At 35.2% G+C, this 12,775-nt stretch carries 24 protein-coding genes; all 24 read left to right on the forward strand.

The genetic code is table 11. The annotated features are described in order from the left end of the window. Positions 1–17 precede the first annotated feature (17 nt). Positions 18–386: a 50S ribosomal protein L14 gene (rplN, locus tag SYNTR_RS10920; RefSeq protein ID WP_156204536.1), complete on the forward strand. Its 369-nt coding sequence runs from the start codon at positions 18–20 to the stop codon at positions 384–386. A gap of 17 nt (positions 387–403) precedes the next feature. Continuing rightward, positions 404–715 (forward strand): 50S ribosomal protein L24, encoded by a 312-nt coding sequence (gene rplX, locus SYNTR_RS10925; protein WP_156204537.1) that lies wholly within the window; start codon positions 404–406, stop codon positions 713–715. Positions 716–743: 28 nt separating this feature from the next. Continuing rightward, entirely contained in the window at positions 744–1,280 is a 537-nt protein-coding gene (gene rplE / locus SYNTR_RS10930; RefSeq protein ID WP_156204538.1) for a 50S ribosomal protein L5, read from the forward strand. Between the two features lie 12 nt (positions 1,281–1,292). Beyond that, positions 1,293–1,478 (forward strand): type Z 30S ribosomal protein S14, encoded by a 186-nt coding sequence (locus tag SYNTR_RS10935; RefSeq protein WP_156204539.1) that lies wholly within the window; start codon positions 1,293–1,295, stop codon positions 1,476–1,478. 25 nt (positions 1,479–1,503) lie between these two features. After that, positions 1,504–1,902, forward strand: a complete 399-nt coding sequence (rpsH, locus tag SYNTR_RS10940; RefSeq protein WP_156204540.1) for a 30S ribosomal protein S8 — start codon at positions 1,504–1,506, stop codon at positions 1,900–1,902. 18 nt (positions 1,903–1,920) lie between these two features. After that, positions 1,921–2,460 carry a 50S ribosomal protein L6 gene (gene rplF, locus SYNTR_RS10945; protein WP_156204541.1) on the forward strand — a complete coding sequence of 180 codons (540 nt, stop codon included), beginning with the start codon at positions 1,921–1,923 and terminating at the stop codon, positions 2,458–2,460. A gap of 22 nt (positions 2,461–2,482) precedes the next feature. Further along, positions 2,483–2,848 (forward strand): 50S ribosomal protein L18, encoded by a 366-nt coding sequence (rplR, locus tag SYNTR_RS10950; protein WP_156204542.1) that lies wholly within the window; start codon positions 2,483–2,485, stop codon positions 2,846–2,848. A 28-nt stretch (positions 2,849–2,876) separates the two neighbouring features. Continuing rightward, positions 2,877–3,380 carry a 30S ribosomal protein S5 gene (gene rpsE, locus SYNTR_RS10955; RefSeq protein ID WP_156204543.1) on the forward strand — a complete coding sequence of 168 codons (504 nt, stop codon included), beginning with the start codon at positions 2,877–2,879 and terminating at the stop codon, positions 3,378–3,380. Between the two features lie 12 nt (positions 3,381–3,392). Continuing rightward, entirely contained in the window at positions 3,393–3,578 is a 186-nt protein-coding gene (gene rpmD / locus SYNTR_RS10960) for a 50S ribosomal protein L30 (protein WP_156204544.1), read from the forward strand. A 16-nt stretch (positions 3,579–3,594) separates the two neighbouring features. Continuing rightward, positions 3,595–4,035: a 50S ribosomal protein L15 gene (gene rplO / locus SYNTR_RS10965; RefSeq protein WP_156204545.1), complete on the forward strand. Its 441-nt coding sequence runs from the start codon at positions 3,595–3,597 to the stop codon at positions 4,033–4,035. Further along, positions 4,035–5,300, forward strand: coding sequence for a preprotein translocase subunit SecY (gene secY / locus SYNTR_RS10970; protein ID WP_156204546.1), 1,266 nt, complete (start codon positions 4,035–4,037; stop codon positions 5,298–5,300). Before rplO ends, secY begins: the two co-directional genes overlap by 1 nt. Positions 5,301–5,311: 11 nt before the next feature. Continuing rightward, positions 5,312–5,962, forward strand: coding sequence for an adenylate kinase (locus SYNTR_RS10975; RefSeq protein WP_156204547.1), 651 nt, complete (start codon positions 5,312–5,314; stop codon positions 5,960–5,962). Beyond that, entirely contained in the window at positions 5,959–6,723 is a 765-nt protein-coding gene (gene map / locus SYNTR_RS10980; protein WP_156204548.1) for a type I methionyl aminopeptidase, read from the forward strand. The genes SYNTR_RS10975 and map overlap by 4 nt, the downstream gene beginning before the upstream one ends. 115 nt (positions 6,724–6,838) lie before the next feature. After that, positions 6,839–7,033 carry a KOW domain-containing RNA-binding protein gene (locus SYNTR_RS10985; RefSeq protein ID WP_197079119.1) on the forward strand — a complete coding sequence of 65 codons (195 nt, stop codon included), beginning with the start codon at positions 6,839–6,841 and terminating at the stop codon, positions 7,031–7,033. Position 7,034: 1 nt separating this feature from the next. Then, the gene (gene infA, locus SYNTR_RS10990; protein ID WP_156204550.1) at positions 7,035–7,253 is read left to right on the forward strand and encodes a translation initiation factor IF-1; all 219 of its coding nucleotides are present in this window, start codon (positions 7,035–7,037) and stop codon (positions 7,251–7,253) included. A gap of 35 nt (positions 7,254–7,288) precedes the next feature. Continuing rightward, positions 7,289–7,402 (forward strand): 50S ribosomal protein L36, encoded by a 114-nt coding sequence (gene rpmJ / locus SYNTR_RS10995; RefSeq protein WP_156204551.1) that lies wholly within the window; start codon positions 7,289–7,291, stop codon positions 7,400–7,402. Between the two features lie 20 nt (positions 7,403–7,422). Next, the gene (gene rpsM / locus SYNTR_RS11000; RefSeq protein ID WP_156204552.1) at positions 7,423–7,791 is read left to right on the forward strand and encodes a 30S ribosomal protein S13; all 369 of its coding nucleotides are present in this window, start codon (positions 7,423–7,425) and stop codon (positions 7,789–7,791) included. Positions 7,792–7,810: 19 nt separating this feature from the next. Then, positions 7,811–8,206 (forward strand): 30S ribosomal protein S11, encoded by a 396-nt coding sequence (rpsK, locus tag SYNTR_RS11005; protein WP_156204553.1) that lies wholly within the window; start codon positions 7,811–7,813, stop codon positions 8,204–8,206. A 20-nt stretch (positions 8,207–8,226) separates the two neighbouring features. Further along, positions 8,227–8,856 (forward strand): 30S ribosomal protein S4, encoded by a 630-nt coding sequence (gene rpsD / locus SYNTR_RS11010; protein ID WP_156204554.1) that lies wholly within the window; start codon positions 8,227–8,229, stop codon positions 8,854–8,856. Between the two features lie 44 nt (positions 8,857–8,900). Next, a complete protein-coding gene (locus tag SYNTR_RS11015; protein WP_156204555.1) occupies positions 8,901–9,851 on the forward strand; it encodes a DNA-directed RNA polymerase subunit alpha in 951 nt (316 codons plus the stop codon). 15 nt (positions 9,852–9,866) lie between these two features. Continuing rightward, positions 9,867–10,208 (forward strand): 50S ribosomal protein L17, encoded by a 342-nt coding sequence (rplQ, locus tag SYNTR_RS11020; RefSeq protein WP_156204556.1) that lies wholly within the window; start codon positions 9,867–9,869, stop codon positions 10,206–10,208. A 1-nt stretch (position 10,209) separates the two neighbouring features. After that, positions 10,210–11,031: an energy-coupling factor transporter ATPase gene (locus tag SYNTR_RS11025; RefSeq protein WP_243140287.1), complete on the forward strand. Its 822-nt coding sequence runs from the start codon at positions 10,210–10,212 to the stop codon at positions 11,029–11,031. Continuing rightward, the gene (locus tag SYNTR_RS11030) at positions 11,016–11,891 is read left to right on the forward strand and encodes an ATP-binding cassette domain-containing protein (RefSeq protein WP_156204557.1); all 876 of its coding nucleotides are present in this window, start codon (positions 11,016–11,018) and stop codon (positions 11,889–11,891) included. Before SYNTR_RS11025 ends, SYNTR_RS11030 begins: the two co-directional genes overlap by 16 nt. Beyond that, entirely contained in the window at positions 11,857–12,672 is an 816-nt protein-coding gene (locus SYNTR_RS11035) for an energy-coupling factor transporter transmembrane component T family protein (RefSeq protein WP_156204558.1), read from the forward strand. The genes SYNTR_RS11030 and SYNTR_RS11035 overlap by 35 nt, the downstream gene beginning before the upstream one ends. Positions 12,673–12,775 lie beyond the last annotated feature (103 nt).

Consider the following 12,775-nt stretch of genomic DNA (forward strand, 5'->3'; position numbering starts at 1 on the left):
GAAGGGAGGTTTACACTGTGATTCAACAGGAGACAAAGCTACAGGTTGGAGATAACACTGGGGCAAAAAAGATTTTATGTATAAAAGTTTTAGGCGGATCTGGACGCAAATATGCAACAATAGGTGATGTTATAGTTGCTAGTGTTAAAGAAGCATCCCCAGGTGGTGTCGTGAAAAAGGGTGATGTAGTAAGAGCTGTTATAGTGAGAACTAAAAAAGAAATAAGAAGAAATGACGGTTCTTATATTTCTTTTTCGGAAAATGCAGCAGTAATAATAGATGAGAACAATAATCCCAAAGGCACACGTATCTTCGGACCAGTAGCCAGAGAGCTAAGGGAAAGAAATTTCATGAAGATAGTGTCATTAGCACCGGAAACCCTTTAGGAGACGGAGGTGTAAGAATGAAGATTAAAAAAGGCGATATGGTAATGGTTATGACTGGTAAGGACACTGGAAAATCTGGAAAAGTATTAAGAGTTATCCCTAGAGAAAACCGTGTTGTTATTGAGGGTGTAAATAGAGTTAAGAAACATCAAAAACCATCAAGACAATTACCACAGGGTGGAATTATGAATGTTGAAGCACCACTAAATGCTTCAAATGTTATGGTGCTTTGTATTAAATGTGATAAACCAACACGTATAGGAAACAAAATTTCAGACCAACAAGAAAAAGTAAGATATTGTAAACAATGCGGAGAAATCTTAGATTAAACTCCAGGAAAGGAGGAACAACTAGTAAATGGCTAGGTTATACGACGAGTATAGACAAGAAATAGTGCCAAAATTAATGGATAAATTTCAGTATAAAAGTGTGATGCAGGTACCAAAAGTTGAGAAAATAGTTCTTAACATAGGAGTAGGGGAAGCCGTACAAAATCCTAAGGCACTTGATGGAGCAATTAATGATTTAGTTGTGATATCAGGTCAAAAGCCTATAGTTACAAAAGCCAAGAAATCTATAGCTGGATTTAAGATTAGACAAGGCATGCCAATAGGGTGCAAAGTTACTTTAAGAGGCGAAAGAATGTATGACTTTCTTGATAAATTGATAAACATAGTATTACCTCGTGTGCGTGATTTTAGAGGGGTTTCACCTCAAGCATTTGATGGTCGTGGAAACTATTCACTAGGTATAAAGGAACAAACAATATTCCCCGAAATTGAATATGACAACATCGACAAAATACGAGGCATAGAAGTTTCAATCATTACTACGGCCCCAACCGACGAAGAAGCTAGAGAACTGCTTAGAAGCATGAAAATGCCATTTAGATAGGAGGTTATTTTAATGGCCAAAAAAGCAATGATTGCTAAACAAAGGCGCAAACAAAAGTTCAAAGTTAGAGAATACAATAGATGTAAAATATGCGGAAGACCTAGGGCATATATGCGAAAATTTGGTATGTGCAGAGTATGTTTCAGAGAGCTAGCCCATAAAGGTGAAATTCCTGGTGTAACAAAGGCTAGCTGGTAGGTCGCTAAAAAAGGAGGTATAGATTATGGTCATGACTGATCCCATAGCAGATTTTCTGACTAGAATCAGAAACGGCAATATGGTCATGCATGAAACCGTTGAAGTACCCAGTTCAAAAGTTAAACTTTCTATTGCTGATATTATGAAAGAAGATGGGTACATCAAGGATTATGAATATATTGAAGATGGTAAACAAGGAATTATTAGAGTATACCTCAAATATGGAAACAACAAAGAAAAAGTTATCACTGGACTAAAAAGAATTAGCAAACCAGGGTTGAGAGTATACGTGAAAAAAGATGAGATTCCTCGTGTTTTAGGGGGCCTTGGAACAGCAGTTATATCAACATCCAAAGGAATAATGACAGACAAAAACGCCAGAAAAAGTGGATTAGGTGGCGAAGTTGTATGTTATATATGGTAGCTGAAGGAGGATTAAACAATGTCAAGAATTGGTAAAAAGCCTATCAGTCTACCCAAAGGCGTAGAACTTAAGGTAGAAGATAATAAAGTAACAGTAAAAGGACCTAAAGGAGAATTAAGTCAAAATATTCCTGCAGTTATAACAGTAAGTCAGGAAGATAATGTAGTTAAAGTATCTAGACCTAATGATTTGAAGAAAAATAGAGCTTTTCATGGTCTTAGTCAAGCTTTAATTGCTAATATGGTAGAAGGAGTTAGCAAAGGTTTTGAAAAGAAACTAGAGCTAGTTGGTGTAGGATACCGTGCTCAGATGCAAGGAAATAAATTAGTTTTAAATGTAGGATATTCTCACCCAGTTGAAATCGAAGCTCCAGCAGGTATTGAATTTGAAGTGCCGGCTAACACCAAGATTACTGTTAAAGGTATAGATAAGCAATTAGTTGGTAATACGGCTGCTGATATAAGAGCAATTAGAAAACCTGAACCTTATAAAGGGAAAGGCATTAAATATGAGAATGAGGTAATAAGACGTAAAGCTGGTAAAGCAGGGGCTAAATAATTAGCGGAGGGAGTGACCATATTTGATCAACAAAGCTAGTAAAAAAGAAACTAGGTATGGAAAACATAAAAGAATTCGCAAAAAAATATCCGGAACTCCGGACAAACCAAGACTATGTGTATTCAAAAGTAGCAAAAACATTTATGCACAATTAATAGATGATGAAAATGGTATCACCCTAGCAACTGCCTCAACTCTCGAGAGTGATTTACAAGAATTCAGAGGAAACATAAGTGTTGAAGCGGCAAAGCGTGTAGGTGATAGTATTGCAGAAAAAGCTAAATCTAAAGGTGTTACTAAAATTGTTTTTGATAGAAACGGATATATTTATCATGGTCGAATAGCTGCATTAGCTGATGCAGCAAGAGAAAAAGGACTTGAATTCTAGAAGTTAAATTTAGGCTAGGAGGGAAAAGATGACTGAAAGAGATCAGGCTAGCCCAGAACTAATTGAAAAGGTTGTTAATATTAGAAGGGTTGCCAAAGTTGTTAAAGGTGGACGTAGGTTCAGCTTTAGTGCATTAGTAGTAGTTGGTGATGGCGAAGGTTCCGTTGGCACTGGTAAAGGTAAAGCTACTGAGGTTCCTGAAGCTATTAGAAAAGCTGTTGAAGATGCTAAAAAAAATATGATAAAGGTGCCATTAATTGACCAAAGAACTATTCCTCATGAAATAATAGGAAAGTTTGGAGCAGGTCAGGTTTTATTAAAGCCAGCATCTCCTGGTACAGGAGTTATAGCAGGTGGTCCAGTAAGAGCTGTTCTCGAATCTGTAGGAGTAAAAGACGTATTAACTAAATCTTTAGGATCAGCTAACTCTAATAATATAGTTCATGCAACAATGGAAGGACTTAAAAACTTAAAGTATGCAGAAGAAGTTGCAAGGAAACGCGGCAAATCAATAGATGAGTTAATGGGATAGGGAGGGATAAACTTGGCTAAACAGTTAAAGATAACGTTAGTGAAAAGCGTTATTGGTTGTCCTGAGACCCAAAAAGCAACTGTTAAAAGCTTAGGTTTAAAAAAGCTTAATCAAACAGTTATAAAAGAAGATAGTCCAGAGATAAGAGGACAGGTTAACAAAGTAAAGCATCTAGTCAGCATTGAAGAGATAGATTAATTAAGGAGGTTTTAATGTGAAAATACATGAACTAAAATCTCCATCAGGTGCAAATAAACGCAAAAAAAGAGTTGGAAGAGGCCCATCATCTGGTCATGGAAAAACATCGACTAGAGGACATAATGGGCAAAATTCTCGCTCAGGTGGTGGAGTAAGACCTGGTTTTGAAGGTGGACAAATGCCTTTAATTCGACGTATTCCAAAGAGAGGATTTACCAATAAGTTTAGAAAAGAATACGACATAGTAAATGTAGGTGATCTTAACAGGTTTGATGACGGTACAGAAGTAACCATTGACCTTCTAAAACAATCAGGTTTAGTTAAGTCTGTAAAAAATGGAGTGAAAATACTAGGTGATGGTGAGCTAGAAAAGAAGTTAACTATAAAAGTTAATAAAATAAGTAAACAAGCAGAAGAGAAAATCTTGGCCAAGGGCGGCAAGGTTGAGGTGATTTAATGCTTGGGTCATTTCAACAGGCCTTTAAAGTAGGAGACCTGAGAACAAAACTCTTGTTTACTTTATTGATGATACTTGTATTTAGAATAGGTGCTCACGTGCCAGTCCCGGGCGTTGATGCTAATGTAATGCAGGAATTGTTAAAAGGTCAATTGTTTGGTTTTTTTGACATAATATCTGGAGGAGCTTTTTTGCGATTTAGTATATTTGCTATGAGTATCACTCCATATATTAATGCATCAATTATCATGCAGCTCCTACGTGTTATTATACCTAGACTTGACCAAATGGCTAAAGAAGGAGAAGAAGGACAAAAGCAAATTCAACAGTATATTCGTTACGGTACTGTTTTCTTAGCATTTATTCAAGCAATAGGTATGTCAGTTGCTCTAAGTAGATTTGGTGCGATAATAGATCCTGGATTTACATCCGTTATGATAATTGTTGTATCCTTAACAGCAGGTACTGCAATGTTAATGTGGATAGGTGAGATGATAACTGAAAAAGGAATAGGCAATGGTATATCTTTAATAATCTTTGCTGGTATTGTTTCAGGAATACCTAGACAACTATCAAATTTATCTCAGGAAATTGCTGGTGGTATTGTTGGCTGGTTCAACATTCTCTTATTCATTATTATTGCGTTATTGATAATAGCATCTATAGTAGCTGTAAATGAAGGTCAAAGGCGAATACCGGTACAATATGCAAAACGTGTGGTAGGTAGAAAAATGTATGGTGGACAGAGCACATTTTTACCACTAAAGGTTAATGCAGCAGGTGTTATACCAATAATATTTGCAATGTCATTAATGATGTTTCCGGCAACTATTGCTATGTGGGGCGATCAGGCGTCCGGATTTAATCAATTTTTAAATGAGTACTTCCATTTTGGCAGTGTTGCATATAATGCTATTTATGCTGTGTTAATAGTATTTTTTACTTACTTTTATGTAGCAATAATATTTAACCCAGCAGATGTCGCCGACAATGTTAAAAAATATGGAGGATTTATACCTGGTATAAGGCCTGGTAGACCAACTGCTGAGCATATAGACAAAGTGCTAACTCGTTTAACACTTGCAGGTGGTACGTTCCTTGCTTTAATAGCTATTTTACCAAACTTTGTTATTGGCTTAACGGGTATAACTAGTCTAATGTTTGGAGGTACATCTCTACTCATCATGGTTGGTGTTGCTCTTGATACAATGAAGCAAATCGAATCACATTTACTACTAAGAAGTTATCAAGGTTTCGTGAAATAGGAGATGATTTGATGAACGTTATATTAATGGGCCCTCCCGGAGCAGGCAAGGGAACCCAATCGGAACTAATTAAGAAAGAATATTCAATTCCACATATATCCACCGGGGATATGTTTAGAGAAGCAGTAAGTAACGGAACGGAATTGGGAAATGAAGCTAAAAAATATATGGATGAAGGAAATCTAGTTCCAGATGAAATAACAATCGGTATAGTAAAGGAAAGACTATCACAACCTGATTGCCAAAAAGGCTTTATGTTAGATGGTTTTCCAAGAACTAAAATTCAAGCAGAAGCCCTTGATGAAGCCTTAAAAGATATGAATGTGAATATACAGTCAGTTATAAACTTTTCTGTACCTAAGGAGATTCTACTTGAGAGGTTACCTGCAAGAGTCACCTGTAAAGATTGTAAGTCAGTATTTAATAAAAAGTTTAATCCTTCATCATCTGGAAATAAGTGTGAAAAATGTGGAGAAGAACTTATTGAAAGAGATGATGATAAGGGTGAAACTGTTAACAAAAGATTAGAAGTTTATTTAGAACAAACAAATCCTGTACTAGATTATTATGAGAAGCAAGGAATACTTTATAATTTAGATGGCAATCGCTCTACAGAGGAAGTGTTTGCAGATATCCAGAATATACTAGGGAGTAGTAAATGATAGTTATAAAAAACGAACAAGAAATAAAAAAAATGAAAATAGCCGGGCAGTTCGTTGCACATGTACTAAGGCTTATAGAAGCAGCAGTTAAACCTGGAATTACAACAAAAAAGCTAAATGCTATAGCTGAAGAAGAAACCAAAAAAAAGGGTGCTAAGCCTGTATTTAAGGATTATCCTAATCCAAAAGGCGGAAGACCTTTTCCAGGTTTAATCTGTGCATCTGTCAATGAAGAAGTTGTGCATGGTATACCAAGTAACCGAAAACTAATTGAAGGTGACATTATAAGTGTAGACTTCGGAGTGTTGCTAGAAGGATTTGTGGGAGACTCGGCTATTACAGTTCCTGTAGGAAATGTTGATCCCCTTGTTAAAAAGCTATTAAAAACAACTGAAGAATCTTTAATGAAAGGGATTGAACAAGCTAAGGTTGGAAATAAACTTGGTATGGTATCAAGTACAATACAGGAACATGCTGAAAAAAACGGCTTTTCTGTAGTAAAAGATTTTGTAGGACATGGAATAGGAAGAAATATGCATGAAGATCCTCCTGTACCAAACTATGGAAACCCTAATCGAGGTCCAGTTTTAAAAGAGGGTATGACTATAGCGATTGAACCTATGGTTAATATAGGAACACATCAAGTATATACCAAATTAGATGAGTGGACAGTTGTAACTAAGGATGGCAAATACTCAGCTCATTTTGAGCATAGTATTGCTATTACTAATAATGGACCAGAGATACTTACCTTAAGGTAATGGGGGTGGACCAAAAATTCTAAATACAGATTTAGGGCAGATAGTAATATCAAAAGCCGGTCGTGATAAAGGAAAATCCTTTGTTGTTATAGAGGTAATAAATGAAAAATATGTGATGATTGTCGATGGAGATTTACGTAAAGTAGAAAGTCCTAAAATGAAAAATATTAGGCATCTGCAATTTACAAACTTTGTAGCAGATGATGTAGTAGAATATTTGAACAAAGGAATAAATCCAGATAATCATATAATAAGAAAAAATCTTAAAAAAATAATGGATGCCAGAGAAACTAATGGGAAGGAGGTCTGAAATGGCTAAGGATGATGTTATAGAGGTTGAAGGGAAAGTTCTTGAACCACTACCAAATGCCATGTTTAAAGTAGAACTCGAAAACGGACATAAGGTCCTTGCCCATATATCTGGAAAAATGAGAATGAATTTTATAAGAATATTGCCAGGTGATCGAGTAATGGTGGAATTATCACCCTACGATTTAAGCCGTGGCAGAATTATATATCGCTTTAAGTAGGAAACTTTCTTCACCGTATTAAGGAGGTAAAAAAGATGAAAGTTAATCCATCAGTTAAACCAATATGCGAGAAATGCAAAGTAATTCGACGCAGAGGCAGAATAAGGGTAATATGTGAGAACCCAAAGCATAAACAGGTACAAGGATAATCAATTGGAGGTGAAATAATTTGGCAAGAATAGCAGGTGTAGACTTACCTCGAGATAAGCGAGTAGAAATATCACTAACCTATATTTTTGGGATAGGTAGATCCTCAGCCCAGAAAATATTGGCAGAAGCAGGTATAAATCAAGCTACAAGAGTAAAAGATTTAACAGAGGAAGAAGTTTCTAAGCTTAGAGAAATCATTGATAAAACCTATCAGGTAGAAGGAGACCTTCGTCGTGAAGTCAACATGAATGTTAAAAGACTTATGGATATGGGTAATTATAGAGGTCTTCGCCATCGTCGTGGTCTGCCGGTTAGAGGACAACAAACTAAAACCAATGCTCGTACGCGTAAAGGACCAAAGCGTACAGCAGGTGGTCGTAAAAAATAACCAAAGGGGGATTAATTAAGTGGCAAGGAAAACAACAACGACGAGGGTAAAAAAGCGTGAGAAAAAGAACATCCAACAAGGAGTAGCTCACATTAAATCAACATTTAACAATACAATAATTAATATTACTGATAAGCAAGGAAATGCAATTGCTTGGGCCAGTGCAGGTACTTCTGGATTTAAAGGATCCAGAAAAAGCACTCCTTTTGCTGCTCAGCAGGCTGCAGAATCTGCGGCTAATTCGGCTATGGAACATGGTTTGAAAGAGGTAGAATGCTATGTAAAAGGTCCAGGTGCGGGACGAGAAGCAGCAATAAGATCTCTACAGGCAGCAGGTCTAGAAGTAAGTGCAATAAAGGATGTAACTCCTATTCCACATAATGGTTGTAGACCGCCTAAGAGAAGAAGAGTTTAAAAAAGGAGGTATTGGTTTAAGTGGGAAGATATACAGCAGCAGTTTGCCGTCAGTGCCGCCGCGAAGGAGAAAAATTATTTCTTAAAGGAGATAGATGTTATTCTGAAAAGTGTGCGGTAGAACGTAAAAGCTATATACCTGGAGAACATGGTCAAGGGCGTAGGCAAAAACCTAGTGAGTATGGTCTTCAGCTAAGAGAAAAACAAAAAACTAAGCGGATTTATGGTGTATTAGAAAAACAGTTCCATAACTACTTTCAAAAAGCTGATAGTCAAAAAGGAATTACTGGTGAAAATTTATTAGTAATATTAGAAAGACGTCTTGATAATATAGTATTTAGACTAGGTTTTGCTTCATCAAGGAAAGAAGCTCGTCAACTAGTCAATCATGGTCATTTTCTCTTAAATGGGAGAAAAGCAAATATTCCCTCGATGATGGTAAAATCTGGTGATATAATACAAGTTAGAGAAAACAGTAGAGATTCAATGAAATTCCAGGAGCTTAAAGCTCAAGCTGCGTACAAAACACCTCCAGAATGGTTGGAAGTAGATGTAGACAACTTAACTGGTAAAGTATTAGATCTTCCGGAAAGAGATCAAATTGATACTGCAGTAAATGAGCAGCTAATTGTAGAACTTTACTCCAGATAAAGAGAATTTCAAAATCTCAACTAAAGAAGGAGGGGGATAAGTTAATGCTAGAAATGGAAAAACCCCGAATTGAATGTGTTGAAAAAAAAACAGATAACAATTATGGGCGATTTGTGATTGAGCCTTTAGAAAGAGGTTATGGTACCACTTTGGGTAATTCTTTGCGCAGAGTACTACTATCTTCTCTTCCAGGGGCTGCTATTACATCCATAAAGATTGATGGAGTATTACATGAATTTTCTACTATTCCTGGAGTTGTAGAAGATACCACAGAAATAATCATTAATCTAAAAAAGCTGGTATTACGTTATGATGGAACCGAACGTAAGATAATACGGCTTTCACAACAGGGTAGAAAAGAAATAACAGCTAGCGATATAGAAACAGATGCTGAGGTAGAAATACTTAATCCAAATCTACACATAGCAACTTTAGATGAAGATGGAAAAATAGAAATGGAAATGACAGTTGAACGTGGTAGAGGATACATAAGCGCAGACCAGCAGGAAATAAAAAACGATGAAATCGTTGGCTTATTGCCCATTGATTCTATATTTACTCCAGCTATAAGAGTAAATTACACCGTAGACACTGCTAGAGTAGGAAAACGTACTGACTATGACAGCTTAATTCTAGAAGTGTGGACAAATGGAAGCATAAGTCCTGAGGAAGCTGTTAGTTTATCAGCACAAATTATGATAGAGTATCTAAAACTTTTTACAGAAATAGATGATACTTATTCAGAGGTAGAAATTTTAGTTGAAAAAGAAGAAGAGAAGAAAGACAAAGTACTAGAAATGTCAATTGAAGAACTTGAATTATCAGTACGTGCTTCAAATGGCTTAAAAAGAGCGAATATAAATTCAGTAGGCGATCTTGTAGAAAAAACCCGTGATGAGATGGGCAAAATAAGAAACCTTGGACAAAAATCGCTAGAGGAAATTGAAAGAAAACTAAAAGAACTAGATCTTTCCTTTAAGAAACCAGAAGATTAGAAAGGAGGGGACTCAGTGAGTTATAGAAAGTTAGGATTTAGAAGTGATCATAGAAGATCTATGTTAAGAAATTCAGTAACGTCTTTACTAGAGCATGAAAAAATAGTTACAACAGAATCTAGGGCAAAAGAAATTAGAAAAAGTGCTGAAAAGATAATTACACTTGGGAAAAGAGGAGATTTACATGCCAGAAGGCAAGCACTTTCCTACTTATTTAATGAAGATACAGTCAGTAAGGTTTTTAGCGATTTAGCTGAAAGGTATACAGATCGTCAAGGTGGCTATACGAGAATAATTAAGACGGGTGCTAGAAAAGGCGATGGTGCACCAATGGTAATTATAGAATTGGTTGATTAAAATGATTCAACTAGATAATGTTAGTTATTCTTATGACAACAAATATCTAGCATTAAATAAGATATATCTACACATCAATAATGGAGAACATGTAGCAATCCTAGGGAGCAATGGTTCTGGAAAATCTACATTAGCTAGACTATTAAATGGTCTCTTAACTCCTACTGAAGGTAGAGTAATTATAGATGGTTTAGATACTAGCAAACCTAAGCACAACAAAAGAATAAAACAAAAAGTTGGATTACTAGTATCATCTCCAGATGATCAGATAGTTGCATCAATTGTAGAAGAAGACATAGCATTCGGTCCTGAAAATTTAGGTTTATCCCCTAAAGAAATAAAAAAAAGAGTTAAAAATGCTCTTAAGATGGTATCAATGGAGGAATACAATGTATATCCTCCTAATCTTTTATCTGGGGGACAAAAACAAAAAATATGTATAGCAGGTGTATTAGCATTAAAACCTAGCTACTTAGTACTTGATGAACCTACAACAATGCTAGATTTTAAAAGTAAGAAAGACATAATAAACACCTTACTAACTCTAAACAAAAAAGAAAATAAATCATTAATAAATATTACACATAATGCTGATGAAGCAATTTTTGCTGATAGGGCTATAGTTCTTAATAAAGGAAAAATAGTCTTAGAAGGTCCAACAAAAGAAGTTTTAACCCAAAGCAACTTACTTGAAAAATTAGGGGTTGAACCTTTAGATGTAAGCAAAATTGTAGAGAATGTAAATAATAAAAGCAAATTTACCTTAGATAAGTCAATACTAAAAGATGAAGAATTGGTGGATGCACTATGTCAATTAAAGTAGAAAAAGTTTCTGTAATCTACCAAAAGAAAACACCTTTTGAGCAACGAGCACTAAACAATGTATCTTTAACTATAAATCAAGGAGATATTCTAGGTATATATGGTTTAACAGGTTCAGGAAAATCAACTCTACTACAAACACTGAACGGTTTAATAAAACCTGATAGCGGCAATATCATTGTTGATGGTGTAGCGGTAAACAAATTAAAAGGTTCACAAATAACCGAGCTTAGACATAAAGTAGGGATGATATTTCAATATCCTGAACTGCAAATATTTGAACGTAATGTTTTTGAGGAAATAGCATTTGGTTTAAAAAATATAGGTCTGAAAGGTGAACAACTAAAAAAAAGAGTAACTAAAGCCTTGGATTTAGTAGATATGTCATTTGATGAATTTAAAGACCGCTCTCCTTTCACCTTAAGCTCGGGGCAGAAAAAAAGAATTACAATTGCTAGTGTATTAGCTTGTAAGCCCAAATATTTACTTTTTGATGAACCAACAACTGGACTAGATACAACAGGTAGAACAAAACTTCTAAGCCACATAAATGAAATTAATAATTTAGAAGGCATAACATCGGTTCTAGTATCACACAAAATTGAGGAACTAGTAACTGTATGTAATAAACTAATAATCATGGCAAATGGTGAAATTGCATTAAAAGGTACAGCTCTAGAAGTCATACAACAAGCAGAAAAAAATGGTTTAGTAGAACCTATTACTATCAGGAATATAGCAAATAACTTAAAACAAAGAGGCTTTAAGTTAGAAAAAAACATATTAAATATTGAAGATTTAAGTAATGAGATAATTAAAGCACTAAATGAAAGAGGAAATAATAGTGATTTCCGGTATTAATTTTGGACAATATATACCCGAAAATTCATATCTACACCAAATGGACCCTAGAACTAAAATAATTGTAACCATGTCTGGTGTGATAGCGGCTATTTCATTACAAACTACAATAGAGTTAGTAGTATTATTAGGCATAAATATAGTACTAATAATATTAAGCAAAGTGCCAATAACTACTTACCTAAAAGGTTTAAAGCCTTTCATAATAATAATAGCTATTATGTTTTTGATACAGGCATTTTTTACACCGGGTGAGCCAGTTATCAACATCTATTTGGAAAATATTAACATATCTAAAGAAGGCATAACATTTGCTTATATTTTAAGTATAAAGTTAATTATAATCATTCTGTTTGCGTTATTACTTACAACAACAACTTCAAGTATGAGTTTAACCTATGGTTTAGAAAAAATACTTAATCCCTTAAAGCGATTAGGTATGCCAGTTCACGAGATTATTATGATTATGACAATAGCACTAAGATTTTTACCAATGCTATCAGAAGAATCTCAAAGAATAATTCAGGTACAAAATGCTAGAGGTACTGATTTTAAAACTAAAAACATCTATAAACGTGTTAAAAATCTACTAGCCATTATTACTCCTCTAACAATTAATGCATTTAGACGTGCAGAGACTTTAGCAGAAGCTATGGAATCGAGAGCCTACACAGGAGGACAAGGGCGAACTAGATTAAACGAACCAAACATGACTAAATTAGACTATACAGTTATAGCTTTAATCATATTTATGTGGATAGTGCTTCTACTACTAAGATAAATATATCACGGGGATGTACGGGGGCGGTATATCACGGGGACGGTTCCTTTGGTATATTTTCTTAAACATATCAAAGGAACCGTCCCCCCCGATCGGAGGGGAC

It is taken from the genome of Candidatus Syntrophocurvum alkaliphilum (genome assembly GCF_009734445.1).
GTDB classification, from domain to species: domain Bacteria; phylum Bacillota; class Syntrophomonadia; order Syntrophomonadales; family Syntrophomonadaceae; genus Syntrophocurvum; species Syntrophocurvum alkaliphilum.